This is a genomic window from Mesorhizobium sp. M0184, assembly GCF_040322215.1.
Lineage (GTDB): Bacteria > Pseudomonadota > Alphaproteobacteria > Rhizobiales > Rhizobiaceae > Mesorhizobium.
Window position 1 is genome coordinate 29,117 of record NZ_JAMYSZ010000022.1, and the last position, 17,386, is coordinate 46,502.

Here is a 17,386-nt window from a genome sequence, read left to right on the forward strand (position 1 = left end):
GGACGGTCAGATCTCCGAGAACGCGAATTTCGAGCGACACTTTGCCAATCCCAGTCGCTGCTAAATTAGCCATGGATTGTATCAAGTCCGTGCCGTTGCCGAAAGCTTTCGTTTCCGGAAGCGTGAGGTTTCCGCCTGCGCTCTGATTTGCCTTCGCTTTGTGGGAAGGCCGACACGGACAAGTCCACATGAATGCCGAGCCGGAACGGGATCACGCCCGTTCCGGCTCGCTTTGATGGTGGCGACGGCACTCTGAAAAGACCGGAGGCGGGATCTCACGCTGCCGCGCGCACCCATCGGGGCAGCAGGCTCTCGGGATTTGCGCATGCGCCGGGTGTGTAGTTTGCGCCAACGAACTCCAGCCGGGCGGCGAGCGTGCCGTCCCGCCAGGCCGCAAGCGTATCCAAGCAGCCGCCGATATGCTCGCCGCCGACAAAGACCTGCGGAATTGTAGGCGAACCGATCCGGGCCCTCAGAGCCTTGCGGATTTCCCCGTCCCGGCCGTTCTTCTGGAATTCCGGAGCATCGATGTCGATGGACCTGTAGGCGATTCCGGCACGGTCGAAAAGCTTTCTTACCGTCCAGCAGAATTCGCACCATGTCAGGGCGAATATGACCACCGAATGCTCCGGATCATAGATCGCCTCATCGACAAACGCATGCGCCGACTGATCGATTTGGATTTCGTTCACGGGCGCCGATGAAAGGGCGAAGGACGGCGGCCGGTCGAAGCGGTAGCCGGGTGTGGAGCGAGAGATCGCCTCTTCGGCCGGCGACATTTCCTCGCTGATGTGATCGAACAGGATCGTGCTGAGATACCGCTCGCCCGTGTCAGGCAACATACAGAGCACGTTCCGCTCCGGTCCGACGCGTCCAGCGATTTCCAGTGCCCCGCTCAAGGTAGCCCCGCCGGAGATCCCCGCCAGTATTCCTTCTTCCGTCGCAAGCCGGCGCGCAGCTTCCAAAGCGCTGGCGCCTGAAACCGGCAAGATTTCGTCCACAAGATCGTCAGCCATCGCGTTGCCGACGATCTGCGGAATGAAATCAGGGCTCCAGCCCTGCATCGGGTGTGGCCGGAAGCGAGTGTGCGCCCGAGTGGGCAGTCCGTGTTCGTCGAAAGTTTGGGGAATGCCACTCGACAGCAGCGCCGAATTGTCGGGCTCGCAGACGATGATCCGCGTTTGCGGGCGCTCGCGCTTGAGTACTCGCGCCACACCGGCCAGCGTTCCGCCGGTCCCGGTGCCGGTGACCCAGTAGTCGAGTGGACGGTCCTGGAACGCCGCGAGGATTTCGAGCGCTGTCGTGCGGGCATGGACATCGGCGTTGACGGGCGTCTCGAATTGCCGGCAGAGGAACCAGCCGTGCGCTCCGGCCAGCTCGACCGCCTTGGCGAGCATGCCGCTGCCGCGCTCGACGGCAGGGGTCAGCACGACCTTGGCACCGAAGAAACGCATCAGCTTGCGGCGTTCGAGGCTGGCGTTCTCCGGCATTACGATGACGAGAGGATAGCCTTTCCGCGCGCAAACCATGGCAAGTCCGATGCCCGTGTTGCCGCTCGTCGCCTCGATCACCGTCTGGCCAGGCCGAAGTGCACCCGAACTCTCCGCTTCTTCGATGATCGCGGCGGCAAGACGGTCCTTGATCGAGCCGCCAGGATTGAACGCCTCGATCTTGGCATAGAGCGAAGCGGCACCATTGTTGATGCGGGAAAGGCGGACGACCGGCGTGTCGCCGATCGTGTCGAGAATGCTGTCGTAGATACTGCTCATCTCAGCTGTCCTTGCCTGGTGATGACGGTGCTCCGCCCTCTTCGATCTCTGAGGTTGGCAGGAAGGGCGTGGTTTGCAGCGTTCGAACCAACGTGGAATTAAGCGGAGTTTCGACGTTTGAATCAGCGGCTCATCGCAGGGTCCGGAAGGCGGCCGCATGGGACCTGCGCTCTCGCGCCGGATGACGCCGCCAATACGCCCAGAACCACGAGATTGGCCGCGCCTGCGACAGATGCCACCAGGAAAGCAGGCCCATAGCTGCCGAAGCTGTCATAGACGAAACCGCCGAAATAGCCGGCCACGCCCATGCCCACCCAGGCGATCAGCATGACGATGCCGAGTGACTGGCCAAAGCGTTCGGCTGGCGCAAACTGGCGCACGCAAAGGATCAGGCACGTCATGTTCCCGGCAAAGCCGAAGCCGAAAACCGCCGACAGCGACAGCAGGCTCAATTGCTGGTCAAGCGCGGGAAAAATCGCAACGCATGCCGTCTGAATAAACGACGCCAGGGCATAGGCGGCAAGATTGCTTGCCCGGTCGGCGAGGAGCCCGAACGCGATCCGCCCGACGGCGCCGAACAGCATGGCGGTCAGCAGGCTGAGCGATCCGACATCCGAAGACCCGCACACAGCCGTGACGAAGCTCGTGAGGTGCATCAGCGGGACGCCCATGCAGGCGCAGCAGAGGAAGGCTGCGGCAGATAGCAGCGTCACCGGGGAAAGGCGGCCACCTTGGAAACTTGGTTTCGCTGAAAAATGCACCGATGCGACAACGGTCCGATCGACGGGCGGCGTCTGAACCGCTGGCATGGAAATCGCCAGCGCAGCCATCGTCGCCACAGCCATAATCGCGTATGCGAGGCGCCAGCCGACGCCGTCGATCAAGGCATTTGCGGCGTAGGGCATTATGCCCTGGCCCAGGGCTCCGCCTGCTGTGACGATCCCTATCGCCAGGCCGCGGCGGCGGTCGAACCAGAGTCCGGTCACTGCAAGTACCGGCGCGTACAGACAGGCAAAGCCTAGCCCGCCCAAAGCGAAGTTGGCCGCATAGATCTGCCAGAGCGAAGTGGCGGAGGAAAGCGCGGCGATCGCGATCACCATGCCAGCTGAGCCGATGAATAGCAGGCTTTTGACATTCAGGCGGTCCGACAGCCGGCCCCAGAACAGCCCGCCCAACGCCATGCCGACGCTTGATAACGTGTAGGCAAGGCTGATGTCGGCTCGCGACCAGCCAAACTCCGCCTCAAGCGGTCTGATGAAGACGGATGTCAGCGCCAGGCTGCCAAATCCGAACGCCATGGCGGTTGTGGCACCGGCCGCAGCCAACAGGCCGCGCAGCCGTATTGCGCTGTCCCGAACCTCCCTGCCTCCAGTTGGTGATACCTGACAATTCGACATGTTTCTGCCCTCGAAGGACCTCTTCGAAGCTGTCATCGGCCAGCGGTATGGAAGCAGGCGTGTGCGTCAGCGTGGAAACTCCAACGCGGGCCGTGGAAACGCCCCGCCTAAACCTGCAGCCTCCTCTCGGTGAACGGCGGATCAGGGAGATCTTATGATCATCGCCAGCGCCACCATGACGGACTGGTTGACGCCGAGCATGATCTCGGGACCGGCCAGCGGCAGTTGAACGCGAAAGAAGACAGGGTCTGTATATGGCCAGTCGCCAACTTTCCGTCGGAGCAGCTGACCCTTTAGCTAACCTCCCGCGCCGGGTCGGCTGCCAGCGCCAGGGAATCCGCGACGTGCTCGAGGTGCTCCTCGTCCAGAATGCTGGTCGCGACGCGGACAGCGCTGGTCTTTCCGGTCGAAAACTTCGCTCCGGCATGGACTGCGATGCCGTGGGCGGCCAGCGTGACCATCGCGTAAGGTTCCGAGGCAACGGGAATGAGGACGCTGAGCCCATGTCCGGCGTCGATCGCGACGTTGCGTTTCGCCAGTTCGCCGGCGAGCCGTTCGCGACGGCCGCGGTATACCTCCTTCGCCTGCTCCACCAGGGCGGCCGTGGCCGGGTCTTGCAGCAGCCAGGCGGTGGCTGCCTGCAGGATGCGGCTGGTCCATCCCGAGCTGAAGCTGCGGTAGGACTGGATCTGCTCGACGATCGTCGCCGATCCGGACAGCACGGCGAGCCGCAGATCCGGGCCGTGGGTCTTGGAATAGGACAGGATATGGACGACGCGATCTGGAAAACGCCGGCCAAGCGAAATGCGCGGTGCCGAGGCAATATCGCCGACGCCGTCATCTTCGACAATCAGCACGTCGGTGCCGGCGAGCAGGTCGCCGATGACTTCCAGCCGCGTCGACGACATGCAGGCGCCGGTAACCGAATGGACGCGCGGCTGGAACAGGAACGCGACGGGCCGCTGCCGCAGAGCGTTGGCAAGTGCATCCGGTAAGGGACCGTCGCTGTCGCAGTCTACCGGGATGATCGGCACGTCGAGATCCTCGAGGATGTCGAGCAGGCGAAGCGCCGTCGGGTTCTCGATGACCACCGGCGCCCCCGGCGGGACCAGCGCATGCAGCAAGGTGTAGATGGCGTTGTAACCGCCATTGGTGGCCAGGAACGCGCCGGGATCGTACGGCCATGACGGGCGCACTGCGGCCTCCAGCTCGGGCAGGATGCGCACCCGCTCGTAGCTGTTGAGCTTTTCGGCGCGCGCACCATGCGCCAGCGCGATGTCGAGCGGCGGCAAGAGCCTCACATCGGGCTCCGCGATCGCCAGGTTCAGAACATCCTGTCCGTAATTGCCGCCGCTCATGTGGCGCTCGGGCCGGGCGGCAAAGCGGTTGCCCATGATCCAGGTGCCGTTGCGTCCGCGGCCGCCGATGATCTTGTAGCGCCGCAACTCGCTCCACGCTTGCGAGACCGTCGCCGGGCTGACGCCAAGCACATAGGCCAGATCGCGCACCGGCGGAAGCTTTGCGCCGACAGGCAGCGCGCCGCTTCTGATCAGCGCACTGGTCTCGCGCGCGATGCCGCGCATCGTGCGGTCGCCAAGGCGATCAGCGAACCATCCTGCATCGAAATCCATCGGCACCCGCGACCATTAAAGCTAATGTTCAATAACATAATAACATTTGATCGGCCAAAAATAAACATTTACCAATCGCCGGTCAAACATAGCGTTGAAGTTCATGCCGATGCCCGTTTCCATCACTGTAGCCACCCGCGATTGGGACTATCTCACCCCTTTGGTGCTGGGTGACGTCACTTCGAGCCGCTTGTCGGTGAAGGTTGATCGCGTCGCCACGCTCATTCCGGACCTCGGTACCGATCCGAACTACGATGCGGCGGAGGTCTCATTCAGCCGTTATGTGTCGGCCATGGCTTCGGGCGTCGATACGGTGGTTGGACTACCGTGCTTCATCATGCGCGGCTTTCGCCATCGCTGCATCATAACGGTCGAGACCAGCCCGCTGGAACGGCTTTCCGACCTTGCCGGCAAACGCATCGGCGTGACCGGCTGGCGCGATTCCGGCAACACATGGACGCGCGCAGCACTTCGCCGGGAAGGCGTCGGCGTCGAGGATGCCTATTGGTTCGCCGGCAGGCTGACATCGGGGCACCCGATCGCCGACCGCCTCGACGGATTCGGCAGGCCGGGGCGCATCGAAGCAGCACCGGGCGAGCGCCCGATGATGGAGCTGCTGTCGCAAGGCGAGCTCGACGCCGTTTTCACGCCCTTCATGCCGGACGGCTTTTTCGGCCCGGCTTCCGGCTTCCGGCAAGTGCTGCGCGATTTTCGCGCGGCCGAACGCGCCTATTTCGCCGACGTCGGTTATGTCCCGGGCATGCATCTGGTCGCCGTCAAGGCCGCCCTAGTCAGGGAGCACCCCTGGCTGCCGCAGGAACTCGCCAGGCTGATCAACGAAAGCCAGCGCGTCTGGACGGCAAAGCGCCGAAAATATGCCGATACCTCGCCCTGGATCCTCGAGGAGCTGCTTCATGCGGGGCGCGACCTGCCTGCCTCCTGGAACGGCAGCGGCCTGCCGGCCAACCGGCGCATGATCGAGGATTTCGTGACCGAGCTCCATGCCCAGGGCATTCTGGCGGAACCGATTTCCGCCGAAGCCTTGTTTCCTTTCGAGGCCAGATCGCGGGCCACCGCAGCCTGACAACGCACAACGAAGAACACGAAGGAGAATGCCATGAGGACAATCAGCTTCATATTCGCCTCGCTCGTCACCATGCTGGCGCAGGCCAGCTTTGCCCAGGATATCCAGAAGCAATCGGTGAACGAGGATTTGCGGGCCCGGCTGCCGGAAGAGATCCGCACGGCGGGAAAGATCACAGCCGTCAACAACGGCTCGTTCCCGCCCTATGAGATCGTCACCGGCACCGAACTGTCGGGGGCGACCAGGGACATTTCCGACGCCATCGGCCAGCTGCTCGGCGTCGAGATCGATCATGCCTCGGTCGCCGGCCTGCCGGCTTTGCTGAGCGGCATCAATGCCGGCCGTTATCAGTTCGCGATGGGGCCTGTCGGCGACTATCCCGACCGGCAGAAATCCAACGACTTCATCGATTGGGTGCGCGAATACGTCGTCTTCGCCGTCGAGAAGGGCAACCCGCAAGGCATCACCTCGCTCGACACCGCGTGCGGCAAGCGCATCGCCGTCATGTCGGGTGGCTCGGCCGAAAAGGTCATCAAGCAGCAGGCGCAGAAATGCACCGAGGGGGGCAAGCCGGCCGTCGAGGTGCAATCCTTCACCGACCAGCCGAGCTCGATACTGGCCGTCCGGTCGAAACGCTCCGACGCATTCTTCTCCTCGCAGGCGCCGCTGACCTATTTCGTCGAGCAGGCGAAGGGCCAGCTGGAACTCGCCGGGGTCGGCCAGGCCAACGGCTTCAAGGACATCTATCAGGGCGCCGTCGTCAAGAAGGGCTCGCCGCTGGGCGGCGTGCTGCTCGACGCGTTCAAGATCCTGATGAAGAACGGCACCTACGCCGTGGTCATGAAGAAGTGGGGTCTCGAGAAGAACATGATCGATGCGCCAGGCATCAACCAGGGCCGGTAGAGGCTGCCATGACCGACGCCACCGCTGCCTACGCGGCCGGGCTGCCGCGACATCCCGACGACGCGCTGCGCGACGTCAAACGAGCCCACCGGCCGTTTCCGCTCGTCCGGCTGGCGCTCTGGGCGTTCACCGTCGCCGTGGCGGCCGGCTTCGCCTATATCGTTGCGGTCAACCCGAATTTCGGCTGGCCGGTCGTCGCCCAGTATTTCTTCGATCCGACGGTCATGCAGGGGCTTTCCGTAACGCTCGGCCTGACGGTCGTGGCGATGATCCTGGGTATCGTGCTCGGCCTGCTGCTCGCCATCGCGCGCATGTCGAACGATAGGCTGGCATCCCTTCTCTCCGGCCTGTTCATCTGGTTCTTCCGGGGAACGCCGCTGCTGGTGCAATTGATCCTGTGGTACAACCTTTCGACGCTGTTTCCGCGCATTTCCATTGGCTTCGCCAGCTGGAACACCAACGACCTGATCACGCCTTTGACGGCCGCCGTTCTTGGTCTGGCACTGAACGAGGCCGCCTACATGGCCGAGATCATCCGTGGCGGGCTGCTGTCGGTGGACAAGGGACAGGCCGAAACGGCTGAAGCCTTCGGCATGACCCGCGCCCGGTCCTTGCGGCGCATCATCATCCCGCAGGCGATGCGGTCGATCGTGCCGCCGACCGGCAATCAGCTGATCAGCATGATCAAGGCGACGTCGCTTGTCAGCGTCATCGCCATGGCCGACCTGCTCTACTCGGTGCAGTCGATCTACAACCGCACCTTCGAAATCATTCCGCTGCTGATGGTTGCAGTGCTGTGGTACCTGCTGATCACCTCGGTCCTCAATGTCGCGCAAGGCGCGATCGAACGCCACTACAGCCGCGGCGACCGCGGCGCCCGCGAGAAGACGGCGACCGCCACCCTGGAGGCCGCCAATGAGCGCGCATGACACGCCCCTGGTCCGGGCGCGCAACGTTCACAAGGCCTTCGGCCCGCTCGAGGTGCTCAAGGGCATTGATCTGGACGTCGCGCCTGGCGAGGTGGTGGTCATTCTCGGACCGTCCGGCTCCGGAAAGTCGACCTTCCTGCGATGCATTAATCATCTCGAGGCGATCGACCAGGGGTCGATCGAGGTGGACGGCGAGCAGATCGGTTACCGGTTGCACGACGGCCGCCTCGACAAGCTTTCCGACCGCGCGATCGCCGCGCAGCGGCGCAAGATCGGCATGGTGTTCCAGCAGTTCAATCTCTATCCGCACATGACGACGCTGCAGAACGTCATCGAGGCTCCGGTCGGCGTTCACCGGGAGAACCGCAAGGAGGCGATCGGCTACGCCCGCGAACTGCTGACCCGTGTCGGTCTTGCCGACAAGATCGACGCCTATCCGCGCCAGCTTTCAGGCGGCCAGCAGCAGCGCGTCGCCATCGCCCGTGCGCTCGCCATCCGCCCGAAATTGATGCTCTTCGACGAGCCGACGTCGGCGCTCGATCCGGAGCTGGTCGGCGAGGTGCTCGCCACCATGCGCGATCTCGCCAGGCAGGGCTTGACCATGATCGTGGTCACGCATGAGATCGGCTTCGCCCGCGAAGCGGCGGATCGGGTGGTGTTCATGGACGATGGCAATGTGATCGAGGCCGGGCCTCCTGATGAGGTTCTCGCCAAACCCAGGCACCCGCGCACGCGGGCTTTCTTAAGCCGTTTCATCTAAAAGCAAAGCCGGCGCGGCACCTGCTCGGCCGGCAAAGGACCTCCCATGCCAAAGACCTCCAACCAGTTCGCCGACATTTCCGACTTCGCCGACAAGGCCGCCGAGCTTGCAGCGGCCCGCCAGCACCTGCACGCGCATCCCGAGCTTTCATTCCAGGAGCACGAAACGGCTGCATACGTTGCCGAACGGCTCGAAAGCTGGGGCTATGAGGTGACGCGCAATGTCGGCGGGCTCGGGGTCGTCGGCCGCCTGCGCCAGGGCAGCGGCCGCAGCATCGCCATCCGTGCCGACATGGACGCACTGCCGATCACCGAAGCGACCAATCTCCCTTATGCCAGCCAGGCCAGCGGCAAGATGCACGCCTGCGGCCATGACGGCCACACGACGATGCTGCTCGGCGCGGCCGAATACCTGGCGCGCACACGGCATTTCAACGGCACGGTGAACCTCATCTTCCAGCCGGCCGAGGAAGCCGGCAAGGGAAGCGGGGCGCAGGCGATGATCGCCGACGGCCTGTTCGAGCGCTTTCCCTGCGATGCGATATTCGGGCTGCACAACCACCCGGGCGCGCCGACGGGTTCGTTCCTGATGCGCGCCGGGCCGCTGATGGCGGCGAGCGATACCGTCACCATCAGGATCGCCGGGCGTGGCGGCCACGCCTCGCGTCCGCACCTGACGGTCGACCCGATCGTCGCTGCCGCCAACATCGTCATGACCCTGCAGACGGTTGTGTCGCGCAACGTCAACCCGATCGAGACGGCTGTCGTCACCGTCGGCACGATTCACGGAGGCACGGCCTCCAACGTCATCCCGGAACACGCCGAAATCACGCTGAGCGTCCGCTCCTTCTCGGCCGAGATCCGCGACACGCTCGAGCAGCGTATTCGCAATATCGCAGCACTTGTGGCGCAGGCGCATGGCGCAACGGTCGAGATCGATTACGAGCGCGGCTACCCGGTGGTGGTCAATTCCGAGCGCGAGACGTCCTTTGCGACAGACATCGTTGTCGAACTCCTCGGTCAGGACAAGGTGTCCGTCTGCCCGTTGATCCCCGGCAGCGAAGATTTTTCTTATTTCCTCGAACACAAACCCGGTTGCTTCCTGCGCCTCGGAAACGGCGAGGATTCAGCCATCCTGCACAGCTCGAAATATGATTTCAACGACGGCAATCTGACCGTCGGCGCAGCGCTCTGGGCTCGTTTGACCGAGAGATTCCTGGCCGCTTGATCCATGACTGCGGCTGGGATTGTCGATCGGCCGGTCGAGCATTATTGGGGCGACCGGCCGCGCGACGATGCGAAACAAATTCTCACGCATTCCCCCTCTTGGAATGCGATAAGAGCTTCGCTTTCAGACAAACAAAAAGTCACTCGTCGTCAGCGGGCTTGTAAAGTTTGCGAGAGTAACTTGATCGACTCCTGCGGTAATGATGGTGTCGGTTCCACTTTGCGCAATTGTGAGATCATCGAACGATTGCACGCCCTCCACGCCACTAAATACAATGGTGTCGCCTTGGGTCTGGCTGAAGTCGTAGATGGTGTTTTGGGTTCCGACCGTCATTGAACCATCGTCCTTGAATATGAATTGATCTCTGCTGCCCTGAGCCAGTTCGCTCAGTTGCCCGTCACCCCACATATCGTTGATGACGGTGCAGCCGGGTGCCGCGCTCCCGGCGTACAGGGTATCGTTTCCGCCCAGAGCCGAACCGGACATTTGTAGAGCGTCGCCGCACAGGAAGTTGCGGACCTGGCCGCTTTCGCTGTTGTGGCCCCGGTAAGAATGTCGTTGCCGCCCCTGGCGGAACCGGACATAGCGAGGGCGTCGCCGTACAACTCGCTTAGAACATCCGGACCGGAGTTCCTCTCGCCACCAGTCAGGGAATCATTGCCGCCCACAGCGCTGCCGAGCATCGTGACCGCATCGCCATACCCTAAATTATGAGTGCCTTGCAGCACGGCCACGTCGTCGCCACCGCGAGCGTGGTCGGACATGTTGGCGCCCGCGTCACCGTAGAAACTTATCTGGGAGCCACCAGCGCTCGTGAAGTTGTCGTTGCCGCCTTTGGCAAAACCGGAAAGATCACCGCCCGCATCGCCAAAGAGGGTTTTGTTCGGGATCGCCCCACCCAGATCCGTGTAATGGTCGTCGCCGCCCTGAGCATGGTCCGACATATCGCCGCCGGCATCGCCGAAGAAAGTGTTGGTGGAAAAGAAGCTACCCGTGAAGGTATCGTTGCCACCCTTGCTGTAGTCCGACATATCGCCGCCGGCATCGCCGTAGAAAGTGTTGAAGGAGTCGGTCCTGGTCGTGAAACTGTCGTCGCCGCCCTGCGCATTGCCTGACAAGTTGCTGCCGGCGTCACCGAAGAAAATATTGTTGGCCTCTTTGGAGCCCTGGAAGGTGTCGTTGCCCCCCTTGCTGTGATCCGACATTTCGCCGCCCGCATCACCGTAGAAGGTGTGGTCAGCTCCTTGTACAGTGCTGGTCACGAAAGCGTCGTCACCGCCCTGGGCATAGCCGAACATGTTGCCGCCGGCGTCACCGTAGAAAGTGTTGTCTACCCGTCTACCCACTTCACTGCTGAAGGTATCGTTGCCGCCCTTGCTGTGGTCCGACATGTCGCCGCCGGCGTCGCCGTAAAAAGTGTTGAAGGAGTCGCCCTCGGCCCTAAAACTGTCGTCGCCGCCCTGGGCGTGACCGAACATGTTGCCGCCAGCGTCACCGTAGAAAATGTAGGTGCCTAGCGAGGCGCCCGTGAAAGTGTCGTTGCCGCCCTTGCTGTGGTCCGACATATCGTCGCCAGCATCACCGTAGGCAGTAGTGGTTGTGGAGATTGGCAGCGCCGTGAAGGTGTCGTTGCCGCCCTTAGAAAAATCGAACATGCTGCCGCCAGCGTCGCCGATTAAGATAGCTGTAGCCAGGTCGCTAGTGAGGATGTCATCGGTACCCCATTGACGATCCACCAGATCGCCGGGAGTAAAAGGAACGCGTTTAGACATTGTACCCTCCTGCTGAGCCTACCCCACCCATCACAGCCCTATGCTGTTAGGCAAGAGCGAGCAATAATCACAAAGGGCTATGTCTCTGGGCATAAGGGGGTCGGTAGCTCATCACCGCCGCGCCCTTGGCGACAGCCAGCTGATTGAGTTTTGATTTTGGCTAGCCCAGCCTCGCTCTTGCCTTCGCCGTCCAGGCGTTGAACAGCCGGTCGGCGACGATGCCGATGAAGGCAATGGCCAGGCCGGCGACGATGCCGCGGCCGGAATCGGCCTTGGACAGCGCGATGAACACCTCCTGGCCGAGATCGCGGGTGCCGACCATGGCGCAGATGATGATCATCGCCAGCGCCATCAGGATGGTCTGGTTGACGCCCAGCATGATCTCCGGCAACGCCAGCGGCAGTTGCACGCGAAAGAACGTCTGGCGCTTGGTGCAGCCGGACACTTTCGCCGCCTCGATCAGCGCCGGCGGCACCTGCCTGATGCCGTGATTGGTGTAGCGGATGGCCGGGACCACGGCAAAGGCGACGGTGGCGATCATCGCGGTGACGTCGCCGACCCGAAACAGCATCACCACAGGGATGATGAAGCAGAACGACGGCAGCACCTGCAGCGTGTCGATGACCGGCGTGACGATCTTTTCGAAGCGGTCGCTGCGCGATGCCATCAGCCCGATCGGGATGCCGATCAGGCAAGCGATGAAGGCCGAGATGCCGCAGAGATAGACCGTCGCCATGGTCTTTTCCCACAGGCCGGTGACGGCGCAGAACCCGGTCAATGCCGCGACCAGGGCGGCCAGGCGCAGGCCGCCGAGCTGGTATCCGGCAAGGCCGAGCAGGAACACCGCGCCCAGCCACGGAAAGCCCTCGCAGAAGGCGCGCACCGGGTTCAGTACATTGAGGATAAGCGCCACGCGGAAGGCTTCGATCGTGTCGAAGAAGTTGATGGTGATCCAGTTCACCGCCGCCTTCCACACAGGCGCGGTGGTGAAGGTGATCACCTTCGGCACTGCCGCGAAGGCCGGCACGAACAGGCCAAGCAGCGTCGTGGCCGCAACGATGACGATGGCCAGTGTCAGATTGGGATAGCGACGCCAGAAGCTCGGGCTCACGTCCTGATAGACATGGCCTTTGGCGTGATTGTGGGCGATCGCCTGGCTCAGCCGGTCGAGCGCAATGGCCAGCGCGACGATGGCGAGGCCGGCCTCCATCGCCTCGCCGACCTTCAGCGCGCGCAACGCCAGCAGCACGTCGTAGCCGAGGCCGCCGGCACCGATCATCGACGCGATGATCACCATGTTGAGCGCCAGCATGATCACCTGGTTGACGCCGACCATCAGCGTCGGCCGCGCCGACGGCAACTGCACGCGCCATAGTTTCTGCCGTGCCGTGCAGCCGGCCATCTCGCTGAAATCGTCGATCTCCGACGGCACCCGCGACAATCCCAGCATCGTCGCCCGCACCATTGGCGGCGTCGCGAAAATTGCCGTCGCGATCATCGCCGAAACCGGGCTGTTGCCGAACAGGAGCAGCATCGGGATGAGATAGGCGAAGGTTGGGATCGTCTGCATCAAATCGAGGGCAGGGGAGATCAATAACCTCTCGGCCCAAGGCTTGCGCCATGCCCAGATGCCGGCGAACAGGCCGGTGACGATGCAGAACGGCACGGCGATCGAGATCAAGCCCAGCGTCAGCATGGCGCTGGTCCACTGCCCGAACAGCGCGATGTAGACAAAGCAGCCGCCGACCAGCGCACCCAGCTTCCAGCCGCCGGCGGCGCGCCCGGCAAGGTAGGCGGCAGCGCAGACGCCGATCCAGGATAAGCGCGGCAAGACGATCATATCCGCGCCATGGCCGATCTTGAAATTCTTGGCCAGAAGATTGAGCGCGAAATCGAGCGGCACGCCAAGCACGGCGGTGATCGAGCGCGTCAGCCAAGAGAAGTTCGATTTCACCCAGGTCATCAGCGCACTGACCCAGTCGGCGACGGGAACGACCGCATCGGCCGGGTAATTGACCGCCCACGGCAGGCTTTCCTGCAGCAGGAACACGACAAGCACGGCGGCAAGCGCGCAGCCCCAGATCGCCAGCCAGGTCTGAACCTGCCGGGGCCTCGCTGCGCTGGCGCTTGCCGTGACCGTCATGCGCCGGCTCCCGGGCGCTCTATGCCGGCAAGAAGATCGATCACCGCTTGCGGCGTGACCTCGCCGATCGGCTTGCCGGTGCCGTTGACCACCGCGAATGGCTTGCCAGCCGAAACGATGCTTGCCGAGAAACTGGCGATCTTGGCATCCGGCGCGACCGTGCCGCCATGCTCAGCGCCGTCGCAGGCGCGCATCAGGCTTTTGGCCGAGATCACCTTGGCGCGGTCGACGTCTCGGGTGAATTCGGCGACATAGTCGGTCGCCGGGTTAACCACCAGCTCTTCCGGCGTGCCGATCTGGATGACCTCGCCGTCCTTCATGATGGCGATACGATCGGCCAGCCGGATGGCCTCGTCGAAATCATGGGTGATGAAAACGATGGTCTTGTGCAGCATGGTCTGCAGCCGCATCAGCTCGTCCTGCATCTCGCGGCGGATCAGCGGATCGAGCGCCGAGAACGGCTCGTCGAGGAACCAGATTTCCGGCTTGGTGGCGAGGCTGCGGGCGATGCCGACACGCTGCTGCTGGCCGCCGGAAAGCTCGCGCGGATAGAAATGCTCGCGGCCGCGCAGGCCGACCAGTTCGATGACTTCGCGGGCCCGCTTCTCGCGCGTCGGCCGGTCCTGCCCCTGGATGCCCAAGGGAAAGGCAATGTTCTCCAGCACGTTCAGATGCGGCAGCAAGGCAAAATTCTGGAACACCATGCCCATGCGATGGCGTCGCAGCTCGATCAGCGCGGCATCCGAAATCTTGAGCAGATCCTTGCCCTCGAATTCGACCTTGCCATGGGTCGGCTCGATCAGCCGCGACATGCAGCGCACCAGCGTCGACTTGCCTGACCCCGAAAGTCCCATGATGATGAAGATCTCGCCTTGGCGGATTTCGAGATCGACGGCGCGCACCGCACCAACCAGCCCGGCCGCAGCGATGTCCGCCATGCTGGCTTTGCCGTCGCGCTGGCGAATGAAATTGGCCGCGTCCGCGCCGAACAGCTTCCAGACGTTGCGGCAGGCAAGCTTTATCGGGCGGGCATCCTTGCCCGCTGCTTTCGCCGCCTGTTCAATCGTATCGCTCATGCAATCGTCCTTCTGGAATAAGGGATCGAGACCCGGCCATGAATGGCCGGGTCGTCGCATTTCCAGTCAGACGGTCACTCAGCCCAGGCTTTCCAGTCGGCTTCGTGGGCGGCGATCCAGGCGGCGGCGACGTCTTCCGGCGTCTTGCCTTCGAGATCGATCTCGCCGCTCATCTTGTTGAGCTCGTCGGTATCGACGGTGTAGTTCTTCGCGACCTTGTAGGCGACCGGCCATTTGTCCTTCATGCCGGCCCAGGAATATTTCCAGATCTCGCCATGCGGTTTGCCGCAGTCATATTTCGCATCGGGGTTCACACCCCATTTCGGGTCGTTGTAGCATTCTGTCGTATAATCGGGGAATTCGACCCATTCGCCCTTGTATTTGGCCGGCGCCCAATGCGGCGAATAGATCCACAGCATGATCGGCGCCTTGCGCTGATAGGCCGATTCCAGCTCGGCGAACATCGCCGCATCGGTGCCGGCATGGATGACGGTGAAGGGCAGTTTCAGCGCCTCGACGCGTTCGTCGTCAAAACCTTCCCATGTCACGGGGCCGCCGAGATAGCGCCCCTTCGGCGCGGTTTCGGCGGTGGAGAAGGCCTCGGCACATTTCGGGTCTTTCAGCGCTTCCCAGTTAGGCAGGCCGGGGCATTTCTCCTTCATATACTCGGGAAACCACCATTCTTCCTTGGCCTTGGGCCCGAGCTTGCCGAGGCGTTCGGTCTGCCCGGTTGCATCCGAGGCCTTCATAGCCTCGCCGGCCGTCGTGTCCCAGAACTCCATGCCCACATCGATGTCGCCATTGGTGAGACCGGTGGTCAGGCTGGAGAGATAGTCGGCGGTCGGATATTCGACGGTGTAGCCGAGCTTTTCGAGAATGCCGCCGAGGATCTTGGCGTTCAGATTGACGCTGGTCCAGTCGAACAGCGCGATCTTGATCGGGTCGTTGGATTCCGGCGCCGCCGCCTGGGCCGGAGGGGTCAGCGCGCTTGCCGCGGTAAGTATCAAGGCTCCCATTGAGAAATTCGAAATCATGTTCCGAAGTGACATGCTTGTTCTCCTGTCAAGCTCTAGTGAAGTTATCGTTCGTTCCCTTCTTGCGTCTTTTTTGATTGTGTTGGAAAAGCTGGTCGTTGCGCAAGACCGTCGGCGCCACAATGCTGCCGAAGCGGATGCCGGCGCAAAACGGGGGTGGTGCCAAAATTGGTGAAGATGTGGCGCGGGACCGGCCGCGTCATGACTGCCGAAGGATTGCTGCCGCAGCTGTGATCCACGGATCGATCGCCGGTCTTGAGATGCAAACCATCAGAGTCCCATGATCTCAGCTGTCGGCTCGGCAACTCGCCAGAGCCACTTTCATGGGATGAAATTATATATACCAACGTTCATGTCGCGCAACGAATAACGCCGGTGCCAATTTCACGGCCCGTCTTTTTACATGGACCCGCAGATCGGTTCGAAAAAAGCCAAGGTTGCCGGTCATCCCGTATGCGAGCCGCGAGGACAGGGTACCGATACAATGCAGCAGACCAAAATGCCTTACTTCTTCGCCAACCGCGGGATCGCCGCCGGCTTGTGACCTTTCAACACCAGATCATATCCGAGGCTTTCATGACCTCTTCCTTGAACAGACTGCGAATTGCCGTGCTCTTTGGCGGACGTTCCGCCGAACATGACGTTTCGGTGCTTTCAGCAACCAATGTCATGCGTGCGCTGCTGTCCGCCAAATACGATGCCCTCCCAATCTTCGTCACGAGCGAAGGACAGTGGCTGCTGAGCAGCTTCCAGGATGGTACGCTCGCAAAACCTGCGGCCGGCACGGAAGTTTGCCTGGTTCCGGGTGGGCGCGGACGGATGATGGCGATCCCGGCCGACGGCACGCCCTATGATCTGCCGAAGATCGACATCCTGTTTCCTGTCCTGCACGGCCCTCATGGCGAAGACGGCTCGGTACAGGGGGTGGCCGAGGTGGCTCGGGTGCCGCTCGCTGGCTGCGGCATCCTGGGTTCGGCAACCGCGCTGGACAAGGACATCGCCAAACGGCTCCTGGAAGCGGCGGGGCTGCCAATCGCGCGCTCAGTGACGATCCATGAAGGTGCGGCGCCCGCCCTCGCTGCACTGGAAAGCGAACTCGGCCTGCCGTTCTTCATCAAACCGGTGCGTCAGGGATCATCTGTCGGCGTCGGAAAAGTCCATGCCAGCCAGGAATTCGATGGAGCGCTTGCTGAAGCCTTCCGGCACGATTGCAAGCTGTTGGCCGAGGAATTCATTCGTGGGCGCGAGATCGAATATAGCGTGTTGGAGGACCCGGCAGGCGACCTGTTCGTCTCGCGGCCAGGCGAGATCGTGCCGGCCGAAAGCCACGATTTCTACAGCTACGATGCCAAATACATCGACGAGAACGGCGCGGCACTTAAAGTGCCGGCCGAACTGCCGCCGGAGGTCGAGGCAGCCATGCGGGACGTGGCCGCAAGGGCTTTCAGAGCCGTCGGCTGTGACGGGATGGCGCGCGTCGACTTTTTCCTGACACCGGACATGCAATTCTTGGTCAATGAAATCAACACCATCCCTGGCTTCACCGATATCAGCATGTATTCCAAGGCAATGGCGGCGAGCGGCGTCAGCTATTCCGAAATCATCGACCGGCTCGTGGAGCATGGATTGGCACGGGCCGGCCGACCAGTCTGAACGCAGCG

14 protein-coding genes are annotated in these 17,386 nt (G+C 62.5%); 6 read left to right on the plus strand and 8 right to left on the minus strand.

Translation table 11 applies throughout. The features are described 5' to 3' along the window. Positions 1-275 precede the first annotated feature (275 nt). The 3 genes from cysK to NKJ23_RS23540 form a co-directional block, all read right to left on the minus strand. Positions 276-1,769, minus strand: coding sequence for a cysteine synthase A (gene cysK / locus NKJ23_RS23530; RefSeq protein WP_352682714.1), 1,494 nt, complete (start codon positions 1,767-1,769; stop codon positions 276-278). Positions 1,770-1,891: 122 nt separating this feature from the next. Further along, complete coding sequence (locus NKJ23_RS23535; RefSeq protein ID WP_352682716.1) at positions 1,892-3,202, minus strand: MFS transporter; 1,311 nt, start codon at positions 3,200-3,202, stop codon at positions 1,892-1,894. A gap of 257 nt (positions 3,203-3,459) precedes the next feature. Next, entirely contained in the window at positions 3,460-4,797 is a 1,338-nt protein-coding gene (locus tag NKJ23_RS23540) for an aminotransferase-like domain-containing protein (RefSeq protein ID WP_352682719.1), read from the minus strand. A 109-nt stretch (positions 4,798-4,906) separates the two neighbouring features. Here NKJ23_RS23540 and NKJ23_RS23545 point away from each other — a divergent pair, with 109 nt between their 5' ends. From NKJ23_RS23545 to NKJ23_RS23565, 5 genes are all read left to right on the plus strand, one after another. Beyond that, on the plus strand, positions 4,907-5,881 hold the full coding sequence (locus NKJ23_RS23545; RefSeq protein WP_352682721.1) for a substrate-binding domain-containing protein: 975 nt from the start codon (positions 4,907-4,909) through the stop codon (positions 5,879-5,881). Positions 5,882-5,953: 72 nt separating this feature from the next. Continuing rightward, complete coding sequence (locus NKJ23_RS23550) at positions 5,954-6,784, plus strand: ABC transporter substrate-binding protein (RefSeq protein WP_502902564.1); 831 nt, start codon at positions 5,954-5,956, stop codon at positions 6,782-6,784. An 8-nt stretch (positions 6,785-6,792) separates the two neighbouring features. Beyond that, positions 6,793-7,713 carry an amino acid ABC transporter permease gene (locus tag NKJ23_RS23555; protein WP_352682725.1) on the plus strand — a complete coding sequence of 307 codons (921 nt, stop codon included), beginning with the start codon at positions 6,793-6,795 and terminating at the stop codon, positions 7,711-7,713. Next, entirely contained in the window at positions 7,700-8,473 is a 774-nt protein-coding gene (locus tag NKJ23_RS23560) for an amino acid ABC transporter ATP-binding protein (RefSeq protein ID WP_023674014.1), read from the plus strand. Before NKJ23_RS23555 ends, NKJ23_RS23560 begins: the two co-directional genes overlap by 14 nt. Positions 8,474-8,518: 45 nt before the next feature. Continuing rightward, positions 8,519-9,700, plus strand: coding sequence for a M20 aminoacylase family protein (locus NKJ23_RS23565; protein WP_352682727.1), 1,182 nt, complete (start codon positions 8,519-8,521; stop codon positions 9,698-9,700). 123 nt (positions 9,701-9,823) lie between these two features. Here the strand turns inward: NKJ23_RS23565 and NKJ23_RS23570 are convergent, their stop codons facing one another. The 5 genes from NKJ23_RS23570 to NKJ23_RS23590 all read right to left on the minus strand — a co-directional run bounded on the left by NKJ23_RS23570 (position 9,824) and on the right by NKJ23_RS23590 (position 15,740). Continuing rightward, positions 9,824-10,033 (minus strand): hypothetical protein, encoded by a 210-nt coding sequence (locus NKJ23_RS23570; RefSeq protein WP_352682729.1) that lies wholly within the window; start codon positions 10,031-10,033, stop codon positions 9,824-9,826. A gap of 53 nt (positions 10,034-10,086) precedes the next feature. Continuing rightward, positions 10,087-11,472: an autotransporter outer membrane beta-barrel domain-containing protein gene (locus NKJ23_RS23575; RefSeq protein ID WP_352682731.1), complete on the minus strand. Its 1,386-nt coding sequence runs from the start codon at positions 11,470-11,472 to the stop codon at positions 10,087-10,089. A gap of 160 nt (positions 11,473-11,632) precedes the next feature. Beyond that, positions 11,633-13,615, minus strand: coding sequence for an ABC transporter permease (locus NKJ23_RS23580; protein WP_352682733.1), 1,983 nt, complete (start codon positions 13,613-13,615; stop codon positions 11,633-11,635). Continuing rightward, a complete protein-coding gene (locus NKJ23_RS23585) occupies positions 13,612-14,691 on the minus strand; it encodes a quaternary amine ABC transporter ATP-binding protein (RefSeq protein WP_352527741.1) in 1,080 nt (359 codons plus the stop codon). The genes NKJ23_RS23580 and NKJ23_RS23585 overlap by 4 nt, the downstream gene beginning before the upstream one ends. A 74-nt stretch (positions 14,692-14,765) precedes the next feature. Further along, positions 14,766-15,740 carry an ABC transporter substrate-binding protein gene (locus NKJ23_RS23590; protein ID WP_352527739.1) on the minus strand — a complete coding sequence of 325 codons (975 nt, stop codon included), beginning with the start codon at positions 15,738-15,740 and terminating at the stop codon, positions 14,766-14,768. A gap of 561 nt (positions 15,741-16,301) precedes the next feature. Here NKJ23_RS23590 and NKJ23_RS23595 point away from each other — a divergent pair. Further along, on the plus strand, positions 16,302-17,378 hold the full coding sequence (locus NKJ23_RS23595; RefSeq protein WP_352682813.1) for a D-alanine--D-alanine ligase family protein: 1,077 nt from the start codon (positions 16,302-16,304) through the stop codon (positions 17,376-17,378). Positions 17,379-17,386 lie beyond the last annotated feature (8 nt).

What these genes read in the sequence shown, in the direction of transcription:
- NKJ23_RS23570 (WP_352682729.1), bottom strand. Translation starts at nt 10,033, where the DNA reads ATGACGGTCGGAACCCAAAACACCATCTACGACTTCAGCCAGACCCAA.
- NKJ23_RS23580 (WP_352682733.1), bottom strand. Translation starts at nt 13,615, where the DNA reads ATGACGGTCACGGCAAGCGCCAGCGCAGCGAGGCCCCGGCAGGTTCAG.
- NKJ23_RS23555 (WP_352682725.1), top strand. Translation starts at nt 6,793, where the DNA reads ATGACCGACGCCACCGCTGCCTACGCGGCCGGGCTGCCGCGACATCCC.
- NKJ23_RS23545 (WP_352682721.1), top strand. Translation starts at nt 4,907, where the DNA reads ATGCCCGTTTCCATCACTGTAGCCACCCGCGATTGGGACTATCTCACC.
- NKJ23_RS23585 (WP_352527741.1), bottom strand. Translation starts at nt 14,691, where the DNA reads ATGAGCGATACGATTGAACAGGCGGCGAAAGCAGCGGGCAAGGATGCC.
- NKJ23_RS23590 (WP_352527739.1), bottom strand. Translation starts at nt 15,740, where the DNA reads ATGTCACTTCGGAACATGATTTCGAATTTCTCAATGGGAGCCTTGATA.
- NKJ23_RS23560 (WP_023674014.1), top strand. Translation starts at nt 7,700, where the DNA reads ATGAGCGCGCATGACACGCCCCTGGTCCGGGCGCGCAACGTTCACAAG.
- NKJ23_RS23540 (WP_352682719.1), bottom strand. Translation starts at nt 4,797, where the DNA reads ATGGATTTCGATGCAGGATGGTTCGCTGATCGCCTTGGCGACCGCACG.
- NKJ23_RS23565 (WP_352682727.1), top strand. Translation starts at nt 8,519, where the DNA reads ATGCCAAAGACCTCCAACCAGTTCGCCGACATTTCCGACTTCGCCGAC.
- NKJ23_RS23575 (WP_352682731.1), bottom strand. Translation starts at nt 11,472, where the DNA reads ATGTCTAAACGCGTTCCTTTTACTCCCGGCGATCTGGTGGATCGTCAA.
- NKJ23_RS23595 (WP_352682813.1), top strand. Translation starts at nt 16,302, where the DNA reads ATGACCTCTTCCTTGAACAGACTGCGAATTGCCGTGCTCTTTGGCGGA.
- NKJ23_RS23535 (WP_352682716.1), bottom strand. Translation starts at nt 3,202, where the DNA reads ATGACAGCTTCGAAGAGGTCCTTCGAGGGCAGAAACATGTCGAATTGT.
- NKJ23_RS23550 (WP_502902564.1), top strand. Translation starts at nt 5,954, where the DNA reads ATGCTGGCGCAGGCCAGCTTTGCCCAGGATATCCAGAAGCAATCGGTG.
- cysK (WP_352682714.1), bottom strand. Translation starts at nt 1,769, where the DNA reads ATGAGCAGTATCTACGACAGCATTCTCGACACGATCGGCGACACGCCG.